Annotated in this window: 10 protein-coding genes; 3 read left to right on the plus strand and 7 right to left on the minus strand. The window is 53.1% G+C overall.

The features are described 5' to 3' along the window. Nucleotides 1-521: 521 nt before the first annotated feature. The 6 genes from proY to phoB form a co-directional block, all read right to left on the minus strand. Complete coding sequence (gene proY / locus MUG06_RS09790; protein ID WP_243078421.1) at nt 522-1,874, minus strand: proline-specific permease ProY; 1,353 nt, start codon at nt 1,872-1,874, stop codon at nt 522-524. A gap of 69 nt (nt 1,875-1,943) precedes the next feature. Next, nucleotides 1,944-3,263 carry a branched-chain amino acid transport system II carrier protein gene (brnQ, locus tag MUG06_RS09795; RefSeq protein WP_215847469.1) on the minus strand — a complete coding sequence of 440 codons (1,320 nt, stop codon included), beginning with the start codon at nt 3,261-3,263 and terminating at the stop codon, nt 1,944-1,946. 391 nt (nt 3,264-3,654) lie between these two features. Then, nucleotides 3,655-4,758 carry a cobalamin-independent methionine synthase II family protein gene (locus tag MUG06_RS09800; RefSeq protein ID WP_215847470.1) on the minus strand — a complete coding sequence of 368 codons (1,104 nt, stop codon included), beginning with the start codon at nt 4,756-4,758 and terminating at the stop codon, nt 3,655-3,657. Nucleotides 4,759-4,931: 173 nt separating this feature from the next. Then, nucleotides 4,932-5,858: a PstS family phosphate ABC transporter substrate-binding protein gene (locus MUG06_RS09805; protein ID WP_243078422.1), complete on the minus strand. Its 927-nt coding sequence runs from the start codon at nt 5,856-5,858 to the stop codon at nt 4,932-4,934. 18 nt (nt 5,859-5,876) lie between these two features. Beyond that, on the minus strand, nt 5,877-7,190 hold the full coding sequence (gene phoR, locus MUG06_RS09810; RefSeq protein WP_215847471.1) for a phosphate regulon sensor histidine kinase PhoR: 1,314 nt from the start codon (nt 7,188-7,190) through the stop codon (nt 5,877-5,879). Nucleotides 7,191-7,204: 14 nt separating this feature from the next. After that, nucleotides 7,205-7,894 (minus strand): phosphate response regulator transcription factor PhoB, encoded by a 690-nt coding sequence (phoB, locus tag MUG06_RS09815; protein WP_215847472.1) that lies wholly within the window; start codon nt 7,892-7,894, stop codon nt 7,205-7,207. Nucleotides 7,895-8,229: 335 nt separating this feature from the next. Here phoB and sbcD point away from each other — a divergent pair, with 335 nt between their 5' ends. Genes sbcD through MUG06_RS09830 form a run of 3 tightly spaced genes read left to right on the plus strand, consistent with a single transcriptional unit; the run spans nt 8,230 to nt 13,446 of the window. Next, complete coding sequence (sbcD, locus tag MUG06_RS09820) at nt 8,230-9,423, plus strand: exonuclease subunit SbcD (protein ID WP_243078423.1); 1,194 nt, start codon at nt 8,230-8,232, stop codon at nt 9,421-9,423. Then, nucleotides 9,420-13,094: an AAA family ATPase gene (locus MUG06_RS09825; protein WP_243078424.1), complete on the plus strand. Its 3,675-nt coding sequence runs from the start codon at nt 9,420-9,422 to the stop codon at nt 13,092-13,094. The genes sbcD and MUG06_RS09825 overlap by 4 nt, the downstream gene beginning before the upstream one ends. Before the next feature lie 10 nt (nt 13,095-13,104). After that, nucleotides 13,105-13,446 (plus strand): cell envelope integrity TolA C-terminal domain-containing protein, encoded by a 342-nt coding sequence (locus tag MUG06_RS09830; RefSeq protein ID WP_243078425.1) that lies wholly within the window; start codon nt 13,105-13,107, stop codon nt 13,444-13,446. On the opposite strand, the gene MUG06_RS09835 is transcribed toward MUG06_RS09830, so the two are convergent. Continuing rightward, nucleotides 13,439-14,506, minus strand: coding sequence for an AraC family transcriptional regulator (locus tag MUG06_RS09835; RefSeq protein WP_243078426.1), 1,068 nt, complete (start codon nt 14,504-14,506; stop codon nt 13,439-13,441). The two genes, MUG06_RS09830 and MUG06_RS09835, sit on opposite strands and share 8 nt — an antisense overlap. Between the last annotated feature and the right edge of the window lie 74 nt (nt 14,507-14,580).

Below are 14,580 nucleotides of genomic sequence, written 5' to 3' on the forward strand. Positions count from 1 at the left end.
CTTCGGTTCTGAATGCTAATAAATAACAGGGTAAAATAAATAAATAGTTCACGTACCATGATTAATTAAAAAATCAGCAAATAGCACAATTCTCATTTCATTACAGAGACTGTTCGGCACTATATTTTTGTATTAGGATAGCGCTGTCAATCATCCCTTTGAATTACTCTCTTTATTTTTTTTGATTTTTTTTCGGCGAATAGTTTCGCCGCTTTTATTTATTCACACAGTAATACAATTAAATTAATCAACCTATTGAAATTAAAAGATAAATAATATTTAAATATAAAAAATACATCAATAAATTTTTTAACGCTTTGCTGAATCCGTTTTAATAATAATCCATCTGTTTTCGCGGATGAGTTGGCCGGGTATTATTCGATTTTTTAAAAGCGATTTAACGCCCGCTAAACTTACACTTCACCGGATTTATTCATTGCCAGCCTAATTACTGACACCCACCTGTTAAGCTATTTAACAGATAGAAAGAGAGCCCCTCATGAAGAGAGGCTCTCTCGCGATCAAGCCTGCTTACGCACCAGTTTATAACCGAGCAGCAGTACAACGATCCACACCATACCGACATACAGCGAGATACGCGTATCCGGGAAATAACCAATCAGGCCGATAATAAACACTAAAAACGCCACGCCCACACCGGCTGTCCAGCTTCCACCGGGTAGCGCAAAATTCAGTTTGCTGGCCGCTTCTTTACCGATTTTGCGACGGAAAGCGATCTGCGACAGCAGGATCATGATCCATACCCAAACCGTGGCAAACGTTGCCAGTGAAGCAATCACCAGGAAGACTTTTTCGGGCATCAGGTAATTAAGGTACACCGCAATCAGCATGGCAAACATCATGACCACCACCGTGACCCATGGAATACCGCGAGCAGAGACTTTCATAAAGATCTTCGGTGCATGGCCCTGCTGTGCCATGCCATGCAGCATGCGTCCCACGCCAAAGACATCACTATTAATCGCTGACAGCGACGCGGTCAACACCACGAAATTCAAGATTGAAGCCGCTGCAGCAATACCAAGATGCTGGAAGGTTAATACAAATGGGCTCCCGGAAGTGCCGACCTGATTCCAGGGGTAAATCGACATGATGACAAACAGCGTACCGACGTAGAAGACCAGAATACGCATGGGAACAGAGTTAATAGCACGGGGAATTGAAATGGCCGGATCTTTGGCTTCACCCGCTGTAATCCCAATAATTTCAATGCCGCCGTAGGCAAACATCACCATTTGTAGCGACAGCAACATGCCAACAATACCGTGAGCGAAGAAGCCGCCATTGGTCCACAGATTGTGGATACCGGTGGGCTGTCCGCCGTTGCCAAGCCCCCAGATAATCATGCCAAAACCGGCCAAAATCATCACGATAATGGTGGCGACTTTGAAAAAAGAGAACCAAAACTCGACTTCGCCAAACACCTTAACGCTCATCAGATTCACGGCACCGATAATCAGCACCACACTCAATACCCAAATCCAGTGTGGGACATCGGGAAACCAGACGCCCATGTAGATACCGAAAGCGGTGACATCGGCAATAGCGACGATCAGGATCTCAAAACAGTAGGTCCAGCCGGTGATATACCCGGCTAAAGGGCCAAGGTAATCTTGGGCATAGCGAGAAAAAGAGCTGGCCTGTGGATTGTTCACCGACATCTCACCCAGCGCACGCATGATGATGTAAGCCACTGCGCCACCGATAATGTAAGCGAGCAAAACGCTCGGTCCCGCCATTTTGATAGCATCAGCAGAACCGTAAAACAGCCCGGTTCCAATCGCCGATCCCAGCGCCATAAAACGGATATGGCGCGTGCTCAGTCCGCGTTTGAGCTTATTGGTTTCTTGCATAACAACCTGTACCTGTGAAAATGAAAAAACCACGGGCAAGCCCGTGGTTAGAGAAAAAACTGTTTACCGTTACGAGTGAACGCTAACCTGTTCGCGCCCTTTCACCCGATCGACCACCGCCGCAATCAGCAGCATCACTAACGACGGTGGCAACCAGGAAAGTCCCTGATCTGCCAGCGGCAAGTGTTGGCTGAAGGCAGGCAGCAGCGCTTTGAACTCGGTGGTTTTGATAGCATCAACAATACCGAACAGCAGGCTAACCAACATGGTCGGCGCGATGATACGGCTGTTTTTGTTCCACCAGTTCAGGGTGAAGCTCAGCACGACCAGCACGATGCATGGCGGATAAATAGCTGTCAGCACCGGAATCGAAATCTGAATCAAATGGCTAAGACCAAGATTCGACACCACCATTGAGAACAGGCCCAGCACAAACACCAGCGTTTTATACGACAGCGGCAAGTGTTGTGCAAAAAATTCTGCACACGCACAAGTCAGACCAACGGCTGTCACCATACAGGCAACGAAAATCAGTACAGCCAGGAAGAGGCTACCCATACCGCCGAAAGTCTGCTGGACATAAGCATGCAGAATAGCCGCACCGTTGGCATTTTGATCAACCAGCGCACCGCTTCCTGAACCCAGTTTGAACAGGCTGAGGTAAACCAGCGTCAGGCCAACACCGGCAATCAGGCCAGCCAGGATGGTGTAACGCGTCAGTAAGGCAGCGCTTTCTACGCCACGTGAACGCGCCGCATTGACGATAACAATACCGAACACCAGCGCACCCAGCGTATCCATCGTCAAGTAACCATTAACGAAGCCGCTTGAGAAAGCCGCACGTTGATAATCTACCGTTGCGGGAATGATATCGCCTGCTGGCCACAGCAGCGCAGCCAGGCCCAGCAAGGTCAGCGCTATAATTTTCAGCGGTGCGAGGAAATGGCCAACGGTATCCAGCAATTTACCCGGATAGAGCGAAACGCCGATCACTAAGGCAAAATAGATCAGGCTATAGATAAACAGCGGCAGCGGGCCGTCACCTGTCAGCGGCGCAATGCCGATTTCAAAGGAGACGGTTGCGGTGCGCGGCGTGGCAAACAGCGGGCCAACCGCCAGATAGCACACGGTCGCCAGCACCAGACCCGCCACTTTGCCGATCGGCGAGCTGAGCGCATCAATGCCGCCGCCGACGCGCGCGAGCGCAACAACGGTGATCACCGGCAAACCTACAGCGGTAATAAGGAAACCAAGCGCGGCAATCCAGACATGTTCACCAGACTGAATACCAACCATCGGCGGAAATATAATATTGCCCGCGCCAACAAACAGGGCAAACGTCATGAAGCCCAGCGCGAGAATGTCTTTCGGAGTTAAACGATGTGTCATACGGCCTGTCACTGATGTTGCGGTGGAAGTTGAGTTTGCGTTGTCCCCTCGCTGCGTCAAAACAACGACTTGCTAGCCAATGTCAGCGCATTATGCTCGTCGTGAGGTAAAGCGCAGGTGATTTAAGCGGCTTTTATTCTGTTCACGGAGGGATGGATCGACAACGGCGCTAAGTAAAACGTTTATAGCGGAGAAAGGCAATACGGGATCGGGAAACCAGACGTTAATCATGCAATTTAAGGCAAAGCTAGAGAATAGCTTCGATATTTAGCCTAAGCACATAAGATGATGTGCTTATTTTTTCCTCAAGCCGTGGGAAGTTTCAGCATTAACCGATTCTTAGATGCACAAAAGGCGCGTTTTACGCGCCTGTCTGCACAACTTTACAGCCTTACCACACCTGATTAGCGATTTCGACCACCAGGCGAATCTTCTGCCACTGCTGCTCTTCGCTCAGGCTGTTGCCTTCTTCAGTCGAGGCAAAACCACATTGCGGGCTGAGGCAGATCTGATCAAGGCTGACAAACTTTGCCGCCTCCGACAGACGCGCTTTCACCTGTTCTGGATCTTCCAGCTCGCCGTTTTTAGTGGTGACTAAGCCAAGCACCACTTGTTGATGGCCAGGCTTGATAAAACGCAGCGGCTCGAAACCACCAGAACGCTCGTTATCATATTCCAGGAAAAATTCATCAACATTCACGGAGCCAAATAAGATTTCAGCCACTGGCTCATAGCCGCCTTCTGAGATCCAGGTTGAACGGAAGTTGCCGCGACAGACATGCAGTCCGATCGTTAAATCGTCAGGTTTACCTTCCAACGCTTTGTTCAGGACGCGTGCATAAATACGCGCCAACTCTTCAGGATCATCACCGCGCTCACGGATTTGGCTTTTCTGATCTTCTGAACAGAGATATGCCCAAACGGTATCATCCAACTGCAGAAAACGGCAGCCCGCGTCGTAAAAGGCTTTGATGGCGTCTTTATAAGTCTGTGCAAGATCGTCAAAGTATTCCGCTAAATCGGGATAGACGTTGGCATCAATCATTTTACGGCCACCGCGGAAGTGCAGCACGCTCGGGCTTGGAATGGTCATTTTCGGCACTGCGTCACCGGCTACGCTTTGCAGGAAGCGGAAATGTTCCAGCATCGGATGATGAGCAAAACCCAGTTTGCCGACCACTTTCACACCATGCGCTTTGGTCTGCACGCCGTTGAACTGGATGCCTTGATCCGCTTCATAGCGCTCGACACCTTCCAAACCGTAGAAAAAGTCGAAGTGCCACCATGCACGACGAAACTCGCCGTCAGTGACCACTTTCAGGCCATTTTCGCGCTGCTTAGCCACAACATCGCGAATCGCTTCATCTTCTACACGGCGCAGTTCAACTGCATCAATTTCGCCTGCAGCAAACTGCTCACGCGCCTGTTTAATGGCTGCAGGACGCAGGAAACTACCCACGGTATCGGCACGGAACGGGGCTGTATGTTGTTGCATGATCACCTCTGACTCACCTGACACATAATTGCGGCAGGGAATAATTTCGCTTGGTTATTTTTGGCCATCTGGATGGCTATATGTCTAACCAAAGAGTGACATGCGAACCCTTCATCTGCAATAGAAGAAATTTCAGTTAACGTGAAAGAAATTCATGTTGAGCGATAATCAGGTTAATTATTTTCAAGCGCAGCGCGCGCCTGCGCGATTTGCTTATCTGAAAGAGGAAGATAACCAGCCTCGCTTACACGACGCTGGCCTTGTGGCGACAGCACCTGTTGTAAAAAAGCCGCGACAAGTGGAGGCAAAGGTTTACCTGGCGCTTTGTTCACATAAAGATAAAGCGGGCGCGCCCACGGATATTGACCGCTGCGAATGGTGTTCGCATCCGGCGCTACCGCGTCACCCTCTGCGTTGACGACCGACAACATTTTTACACCGCTGAGATGAAAGCCGAAGCTGGCATAGCCAATGCTTCGCGGGTTGCCTGCAACGGCTTGCACCACCGCAGCTGAACCGGGAAACTCTGCCACGTCGCTACGGAAATCGCCATTGCACAGCGCCTGCTGTTTAAAGAACCCCCATGTACCGGAAGCGGAATTTCTGCCGTAACGCTGCAAATTTCGCTTTATCCAATCCGCTTGTTGCAGTCCGAGATCGCCCCAGCGAGCGGGCGTGGCGGTTGCGCCGCACAGTCGGGTGATAGAGAAAATCGCGTCGAGCTGACGCGGCTCAATCTGCTGCAACGGATTGCGCTGATTCACCACCACCACCAAAGCATCCATGGCTACCGGTACCGCCAGTGGCGGATAACCGTAGTGCGCTTCAAATGCCTGACGTTCATCTACCTGCATTGGGCGGCTCATTGCGCCCAGTTGAGCAGCACCCGCGGCTAATGCGGTGGGTGCAGTGGAAGAACCGGACGCCTGCACCTGCACATTGACTCCCGGTGCCTGACGGCTAAAGTCCTCGCCCCACAATGTCATCAGGTAGCCCAGCGTGTCCGATCCTACGCTGCTTAAATTGCCGGAAAGCGTAATCGATTGTGCCTGCGTTATGGCAGGCAGCAACAAAAGAAGAGAGTAAAGAAGCGCACGCATGAGGACGTCCATTAACCGTTAATGAACTGCATTCTCCTGCATCCCGATGCTGACAATCAACCTCGGTGCCAGCGTAAAGGTAAAGCAGGTTTCCTGATGAGGAATACTGGTGATCTCCAGCCGCGCGTTTTGGTGGCTCAGCGCATGCTTAACGATAGCTAAGCCCAAGCCGCTGCCGCCTGTTGCTCGCGAGCGGGCTTTATCGACCCGATAAAAACGCTCGGTCAGACGCGGCAAATGTTCTGGCGCGATACCTGGCCCGTTATCGCAGACTTTAAAGATTGCGCCCTGCCGGCTGCGCAGCCAGCTGATATCAATGCGTGTGCCTTCCGGCGTATGATTAACGGCGTTGTAAACCAGATTGGAAATGGCGCTGCGCAGTTGTTCATCGTTGCCAAAGACTTTCAAGTGGGGATCGGTATGGAAATGAATTTCATGCCGCCCGCCGCTCAGCGTTTCAGCCTCATGTTGCAGCAGCTTTAACATCATTGGCACATCGACTTTCTCTTTTAGATCAATGGCGGGTGCGGCTTCAATGCGTGACAAAGTCAGAAGCTGCTTCACTAAACTGTCCATGCGGCGCGTTTGCTCCGACATGGTGTGCAGCGCTTTGCTCCGCGACTTTTCGTTCATCACCGCATCGTTCATCATCTCCAGATACCCTTGCAGCACCGTTAACGGCGTGCGCAGTTCATGGCTGACATTGGCAAAGAAGTTGCGCCTTGCCCCTTCCAGCTGGTGCATTTGCGTGACGTCACGCGCCACTAGCAGCCATTGTCCTTCGCTGTAGGGCATGACGCGGAATTCCATGTGATGCTGATTATTCAGCACTTGGGTCAGCGGCTTATCAAAATCGCGCTGGCGAATATAGCGGGAGAATTCAGGATAACGCAGCAGGTTCAGGATGTTCTGACCATTATCTTCTGGCCAGCGTAAGCCAAGATGCTGCTGCGCCAGGCCGTTACACCAGAAAATGGTGCCCTCTTCGGTGGTGAGAATAACGGCGTCCGGTAGCGACTCTGCCCCGCTGCGGAAACGCTTGATCAGATTGCCTAGCTCTCGCCGCCGCCGCCGGTTACGCAGCTGCATTTGATACAAACCGTAGAACAACGGTTCCCAGCTGGCGCGCCCGGTCGGTGGCGTCATGGTGCGATCCAGCCATAACCAATGCGATAAACGCATCAGGTTATGGAAATGCCACAGCAATACGCCCAACACGCTGAGCAGCAGTAGCCACGGCAAGTAGCCGAACAGCAGGCCAAGAATCAGCGCGGGCAAAGACGCCAGCACCAGTTCCGACAATAATCTCTTCCAGGAGAGGCGTTCCAGCACGGGTAAGGCTCCGTTTAGTAGCGGGCAGAGAAACGATAACCTGTTCCGCGAACGGTTTGAACCATGCGATCGTGGCCAGAGAGTTCCAGCGCTTTGCGCAAACGGCGAATATGCACATCAACGGTACGATCTTCGACATACACATTGGTGCCCCAAACGTGGTTCAACAGCTGTTCACGGCTGTAAACGCGTTCCGGGTGCGTCATAAAGAAGTGCAATAATTTATATTCGGTCGGGCCCATTTCCAACGGCGTGCTTTCCGACATTACGCGATGTGAGGAAGGATCCAGACTCAAGCCCTGAATCTCAATCACCTCTTCCACCGCCATCGGTGAAATACGGCGCATCACCGCTTTAATACGTGCCATTAACTCTTTCGGTGAAAACGGCTTGGTGATGTAATCGTCCGCGCCCACTTCCAGACCGCGCACGCGGTCTTCTTCTTCGCCTCGAGCGGTCAGCATCATCACCGGTATATCACGCGTCATCGCTTCGCGTTTAAGGTGCTTGATAAACTGAATACCGCTGCCGCCGGGTAACATCCAGTCCAACAGAATCAAATCGGGCCAGGGTTCAATCAGTTTACCGACCGCGCTGTCATAATCTTCCGCCTCGATTGGCTGATAATCGTTCTGCTCCAGAACAAAACACAACATTTCACGGATTGGGGCTTCGTCTTCCACAACCAAAATGCGCTTAGCCATTATTACTCCTGCTGATATGACGGCTGTCACTGATGTTCGCGGCGCCATTATGCGTCAGTTTTGTGACACTTTTATGAAAAACATACCCTGTTAAATCAGGCTTTAATACCGAACGTTGACAGCGACATAACATTTTATGATTTGCGTTAAGCGCTGAGGCCAGACGTGAAAATTTATTTAAGCAGGCAGCATTTATAAATTGATAGCCGAAATAATTCGAGCTGCAGGGAGGCGGCAAGCGGATAAGAGCCCGGAGCACGCACGCGCAGCCAACGCATCTGCAGCTTGAAGTATGAGGTATAATCGCCGGGCATTTGATTTTAGCAGGGAGTTCTATGCGCATCATTCATACCGCGGACTGGCATTTGGGGCAGTTCTTTTACAATAAAAGCCGGGCAGCTGAGCATCAGGCTTTCCTTGAATGGCTACTGGCACAGATTGAGCAACATCAGGTCGATGCCTTGATCGTCGCCGGTGACTTGTTTGATACCGGTACACCGCCAAGCTATGCACGTGAAATGTTTAACCGCTTTGTGGTGGCGCTACAGCCCAGCGGCTGCCAGTTAGTGATATTGGCAGGTAATCACGATTCGGTGGCCACACTGAATGAGTCACGCGAGCTGCTTGCCTGCCTGAATACCCGCGTTATTGCGACACCGATCGACGAAGTGCTGGTGCTGAACAACCGTAAGGGCGAACCGGGCGCGCTGCTGTGCGCCATTCCCTATCTGCGTCCGCGTGACATCATGCGCAGCCGTGCAGGTCAATCAGGCCGCGAAAAACAGGTTAACCTGCTGGACGCTATTTCCGCCCACTATCAGCGCAGTTTTGTCGCCGCCCAGGCGCATGCATTGTCCTTGCCGATTATCGCCACAGGCCATCTCACCACGATTGGCGTGAGCAAAAGCGAGTCAGTGCGCGATATCTATATCGGGACGTTAGATGCATTCCCGGCTTCCGCTTTCCCTGCCGCCGATTACATCGCACTGGGCCACATTCATCGTGCGCAGCGCGTGGCCAACAGTGAACATATTCGCTACAGCGGCTCCCCCATTCCGCTGAGTTTTGATGAATTAGGCACGGAAAAAAGCGTTTTCCTGCTTGAATTTGCCCCCCATGGTCTGCAAAGCGTCACACCGCTTACGGTGCCGCAGTTTCAGCCGATGCAGATGCTCAAAGGCTCGCTGGCGCAAATTGAGCAGCAGCTTGCCGAATATCAAACCTATCAGGATGAGAAACCGGTGTGGCTGGATATTGAAGTCACGACGCAGGAATATCTCAGTGATTTGCAGCGTCGGGTTGAAGCGCTGACCGCTGAATTGCCGGTTGAGGTGCTGCTGTTGCGCCGCAGCCGTGAACTGCGCCAGCACAGCCTTGCGCGGCTTGAGAACGAAACGCTGAGCGAACTGAAAGTAGAAGAGGTATTTGCTCGCCGCTTAGCCCTGGACAGCGACATGGATGAAGCACAACTCCAGCAGCTCAATACGCTGTTCCGCAGCACGCTGGCTGACATTGAGGAGAACACATGAAGATCCTCACGCTACGTTTTAAAAACCTCAACGCGTTACGCGGTGAGTGGTTTATCGACTTCCGTGCAGAACCTTTTGCCAGCAATGGATTATTTGCCATTACCGGCGCAACCGGCGCGGGTAAAACCACCTTGCTGGACGCCATTTGCCTGGCGCTGTATCACCAAACGCCGCGTCTTGGTGCCATCTCACAAACACAAAATGCGTTGATGACGCGCGACTGCGCTGAATGTCTGGCGGAAGTTGAATTTGAAATCAAAGGCGAAGCCTGGCGCGCCTTCTGGAGCCAGAACCGCGCACGCGGCACGGCGGATGGCAAGTTGCAGGCACCACGCGTGGAACTGGCACGCTGTGCCGACGATCAGATTGTCGCAGACAAAGTCAGCGACAAGCTAAAGCTGATCGAAACGCTTTCCGGCCTCGATTTCGAACGCTTCACGCGTTCAATGATGCTATCACAAGGCCAGTTTGCTGCTTTTCTTAACGCCAAATCAGGCGAACGGGCTGAACTGCTGGAAGAACTCACCGGCACAGAGATTTATGGCCTGATTTCCATGGCAATCTTTGAACGTCATAAAGAGTCAAAAAATGCCTTAGCGCTGCTGCGCAGCCGAGCGGGCGGTATGGCGCTGCTTGATACCGAAACGCGAGCGGCGTTACAGCAGCAAATCGCTTCACTTACCGAAGCGGAGCAGACGCTAACCGCGCAATATGATAATGCCCATCAACAGCAGCAATGGCAGCAGCAGGCGCAGCAGTTCAGTACTGATGTGCGGCAGATCGCTGACGCCTTGCAACAGGCAGAACAGGCGTGGCAAGCCGCCGAGGTCGATCGTCAGCGGCTGGCTCGCAGCGAACCGGCAGAGAAGCTGCGCGGCAAACTGCAACAGCGTGACGAATTACAGCGCGAACAGCGTGACGTGCTGCAGGCTCAACAGCAGCTTTCGCAGCAGCATCAGGAGTCTCTTGCGACTCAACAACGTGAACAACTTGCCTACACCGACGCGCAGCAGGTGCGCGAACAGACGTTGCACGTGCAGCAGCAGCAGGAAACTCTGTTAACGGAACAGGTGATTCCACTCGATCAGCAAATCGCCACGCTGCATCAACAAGCACAGCAGCAGCAAGGTGAAAAGGATCGGCAACAACGCGTCTGCGAGCAGGCACAGCAAGCGCTGTCGCGTGAAAATGCGCAATTTGAGACGTTGCAAAAAGAGCAAGCCGCTCAGCAGGTGATTTGCGCGCAGTTGGCGGATGTGGCGCAATGGGGCGCATCGCTGTCGCTGTGGCAGGAACGGTTTGCCCAGTTAACCCAGCGTGAAATCGTGCTGGCTGAATTAACCCAGCAGCATCAACAGTTGCAGCAGCAGTTAGCCCAGCAGCAGCAGCAGTTTAGCCAACAAGCGCAACAGGCAGCACCGCTGCAACAAGCCGAACAGCAGGCTTTACAAGTAGTGGTACAGGCGGAGCAAGTACTAACTTCGCTACAGCAAAACGATCCGCCTGAAACGGTGCGTCATTCCCTTACGCAACTGCAAAACAGCCGTGATAAGCGACAGAACTTGACGCTTATCGCCTCGCAGTGGCAACCGCTGCAACAGCAGCTTAATGTACGTCAGCAGCGCCTTGTTGCGCTGGAAAAAGCGCACCAGCAGGGCGAAGCTGAACTGCAAAAGCTGCGTGATGACTGGAAGCGTGAAAATCAGCAGCTAACAGATGTCGAGAAGATTTGCGCGCTGGAACAGCATATTGCCGATCTCGCTGATTACCGCGCACGCCTTGAGGCCGATCAGCCCTGCCCGCTGTGCGGTTCTTGCACCCATCCGGCAGTTGAGGCTTACACCCAACTGGAAATCAGCGAAAACCAGCAGCGGCTGGCGGCGCTTAAAGTTCAGGTCGAGGCGTTACGAGAAGCGGGAACCAGCAAAAAAGAGCAGCTAAATCAGTTCACCCTTCAGCAGCAAACGCTGCGCGAAGAAATCGCTGATTTTACCCGTCAGAATGAAACCCTTACTCAGCAGTGGCAAGCACTGAGCAGTGAGCTGGCACTTACCTTCACGCTTAACGATCAGGCTGATTTAACGCGCTGGCAGCAGCAGCAAAGCGAGCAGGAAACCCGGCTATATCAACTGCTTCAGGCGCAGGACGCCGCTGAGCGCACACGCCAGACCGCGAAAGAGCGCTACATTCAGCAACAGCAGGCTTTACAGCAACATCAGCAGGCGCAGCAACTGGCTGAGCAAACCTTAAAAAATCAGCAGCAAACGCTGGAAGGCGTGCAGCAGCGTCAACGGCAGGAACACGCTAACTGGCAGCAGCTTAACGATGCGCTACAACAGCAACTGACCGATGCCGCGCTAACGTCGCCGTCGCCGGAAGAACGTGAAAATTGGTTAGCGGCTCAGCAGCAGCGTTGGCAGCAGTGGCAAAAGAGCGAGCAGCGGCTCGCCACACTGCAACCGCAGTTGACGCGCGCTGAAAACCAGGTCAACGCTCTTCAGCAGCAGCTTGAAAGCGAGCAGCAACGCCTTAACACTCAGCAACAACAGCTCACGCTGATTACCTCGCAGCTTGACGCACAGCGCCAACGGCGCACTTCACTGTTTGGCGATCGCGATGTGTCGTCTGCGCGCCAGCAGATGCAGGCGACGCTGCAACAAAAAGAGTCACAGCTGGCGCAAAGCTTAAGCCGCTGGCAGCAAGCGCAAACCCAAGTCAGCAGCCTGGGCGGACAGCTGACGGTGATGGATACCCAGTTAACCTCGCTGGCAACGCGCCTGGCCGATGCCGAGCAGGCGTTCAACAGCGCCTTGAGCGCCGCCGCCTTTAGCGATGAAGCCAGCCTGCGCGCGGCCTTGCTGGAAGAACAGGTTGCGCAGCAGTTGCGTCATCACCTGCAACAGTTGGATCAGCAACAGCAGCAGCAACGGGCGCGACTGGCGGAAGTGCAGCAGCGTTTTGCCGCGCATCAACAGGCGAAGCCAGAGAATATGCCGACATCTGCTGAGGCATTAAGTGAGCAGCTAGAAAATCTACGGCTGGCACTCCGCGAAAACGCCAGTCAGCAAGGACAGGCGCAGCAGCAGTTACTTAGCGATGCAACGTTGCGCGCTCAGCAGCAAGAATTGATGCAGCAGATTGAACAAGACGACGTCGCGCTGGCGCAGTGGAGCTTGCTCAACGACTTGATAGGCTCGGCCAGCGGCGACAAATTCCGCCGGTTCGCCCAAGGGCTGACGCTTGATCATCTGGTGGCGCTGGCCAATCGTCAGTTGGATCGCTTACACGGGCGTTATCTGCTGCAACGCCGCGCGCTGGATCTACTGGAACTGGACGTTGTCGATACCTGGCAAGCCGACACTGCCCGTGACACGCGCACGCTTTCTGGCGGCGAAAGCTTCCTGGTAAGCCTGGCGCTGGCGCTGGCGCTGTCCGATTTGGTGAGTCATAAAACGCGTATCGAATCTTTGTTTCTTGATGAAGGCTTCGGTACGCTGGACGCCGAAACGCTGGATACCGCGCTGGATGCGCTGGATGCGCTCAACGCCAGCGGCAAAACCATTGGTGTGATCAGTCACGTCGAGGCGATGAAAGAGCGTATTCCGGTGCAGATAAAAGTGCAGAAAATGAATGGTCTGGGCTACAGCAAACTCGATTTGCCCAGCCCGTGAGGAGATGAGAATGACGAAATGGATCATTTGCAGCGCCTGTGTTGCGCTGCTGGCGGGATGCAGTCAAAAAGCGGCCACGGGAACGGATCCAGAGGTTAATGCGTATCTGCAACAGGTGAATAGCGCATTGATTCAGAACTTCGGCGATAGCACGAAATATGCGGGCAAAACCTGCAAAGTGACGGCACAACGTCGTCCAGATGGCCGATACAATGTGTTGCGCACTGAAGGCGATGAAGCGCTGTGCCTGAAATCCTGGCAAACCGTCAGCAGCATGCGCAATTTACCTTTACCGCCTAAAAACGCGCCTGAAGGTTTGGAGATTATTTTTCCTCAAACCGACGCTAACTAACCTGTAGATCCTGCCGCCACTGGCGTGGGCTGATGCCAAACCAGCGGCGGAAAGCGCGTGAAAAAGCGCTGACTTCTGAATATCCCAGCAGCAGCGCCATCTCTGAGATGGGCAGCTGCTTCTGCTGTAAATAGTGTGTCGCCATTTCGCAACGCACTTTATCCACCAGCGCAGTAAAACTTATTCCCTCTTCGCGCAAGCGCCGCTGTAACGATGCGCCTGATAATCCCAGTTTATCCGCTATCTCTTCCAGCACCGGTTCGCCCTGCATCAGCGAAAGATTAACCTGCGAACGCGTTTGCTCAACAATACTCTGCTGTGAGGCCGCGCTGTTTAAACGTCGAATCGCATCCTGCATCACCATCAATAACATCGGATCGCTTTCTGGCATGCTGCGCATCAAATCGCGCTTGGCGATCACCAGCGAATTAAACGGTTGATCGAACCACACCGGCGCATCAAACACTTTGCAGTGCTCATGCCACTGCTCTGGACGTGGATGTTCGAAATGCACTTCGCGCGGCGCCCAGTTTTTACCGGCAACGTGACGAATCAGGTTCATGAACATGCCCAAGGTTAATTCGGCGTCCTGACGTCGCGTCAGGATTGCGCCGTGGCGCACCTGATAATCGAGCCGCCAGCTGTCGCCTTTGTCCACCAGCCGGGTCAAGGTATCGTGTTGATGCCAGGGAAAAGCATTCACTACATTGTGTAGCGCCTGCTCCAGTGTGGCCGAGCACAACCCGATGTAACCAATCAAGCCTAATGACTGCGGTTTAAACTGCTTGCCGTAGTGCAAACCGAAGTTATCAAACGCAGAGTGACGCGCCGCCTCTTCCATCACGCGACAATAGTTGACCAGCCCCAGACTCAGCGTCGGACTGGCGAGCCGTTCAGGATCGATGCCGCTAATGCCAAATATGCGATCTACATCGCCGCCGCGAGTATGAATAAAGTCGCTGAGGCCGGTAGCTGCCGCCGCCAGCACGCCATGATTGCCCGACCCCGCCGCCGAGAGTGCGGCAAACGCGTCGGGCTGTCTCATCATCGTCGGGTTCATGGTCGCCTCAGAAAGTAGATTAGTGATCTCTCTTTCTGTGCAGCAATTTTCATACCAGCTCAGGATGGCGCGAT

The organism is Pantoea sp. MQR6 (assembly GCF_022761075.1).
Taxonomy (GTDB): Bacteria; Pseudomonadota; Gammaproteobacteria; order Enterobacterales; family Enterobacteriaceae; genus Pantoea; species Pantoea phytostimulans.

What these genes read in the sequence shown, in the direction of transcription:
- proY (WP_243078421.1), bottom strand. Translation starts at nt 1,874, where the DNA reads ATGCAAGAAACCAATAAGCTCAAACGCGGACTGAGCACGCGCCATATC.
- MUG06_RS09805 (WP_243078422.1), bottom strand. Translation starts at nt 5,858, where the DNA reads ATGCGTGCGCTTCTTTACTCTCTTCTTTTGTTGCTGCCTGCCATAACG.
- MUG06_RS09830 (WP_243078425.1), top strand. Translation starts at nt 13,105, where the DNA reads ATGACGAAATGGATCATTTGCAGCGCCTGTGTTGCGCTGCTGGCGGGA.
- phoB (WP_215847472.1), bottom strand. Translation starts at nt 7,894, where the DNA reads ATGGCTAAGCGCATTTTGGTTGTGGAAGACGAAGCCCCAATCCGTGAA.
- sbcD (WP_243078423.1), top strand. Translation starts at nt 8,230, where the DNA reads ATGCGCATCATTCATACCGCGGACTGGCATTTGGGGCAGTTCTTTTAC.
- MUG06_RS09825 (WP_243078424.1), top strand. Translation starts at nt 9,420, where the DNA reads ATGAAGATCCTCACGCTACGTTTTAAAAACCTCAACGCGTTACGCGGT.
- brnQ (WP_215847469.1), bottom strand. Translation starts at nt 3,263, where the DNA reads ATGACACATCGTTTAACTCCGAAAGACATTCTCGCGCTGGGCTTCATG.
- MUG06_RS09800 (WP_215847470.1), bottom strand. Translation starts at nt 4,758, where the DNA reads ATGCAACAACATACAGCCCCGTTCCGTGCCGATACCGTGGGTAGTTTC.
- MUG06_RS09835 (WP_243078426.1), bottom strand. Translation starts at nt 14,506, where the DNA reads ATGAACCCGACGATGATGAGACAGCCCGACGCGTTTGCCGCACTCTCG.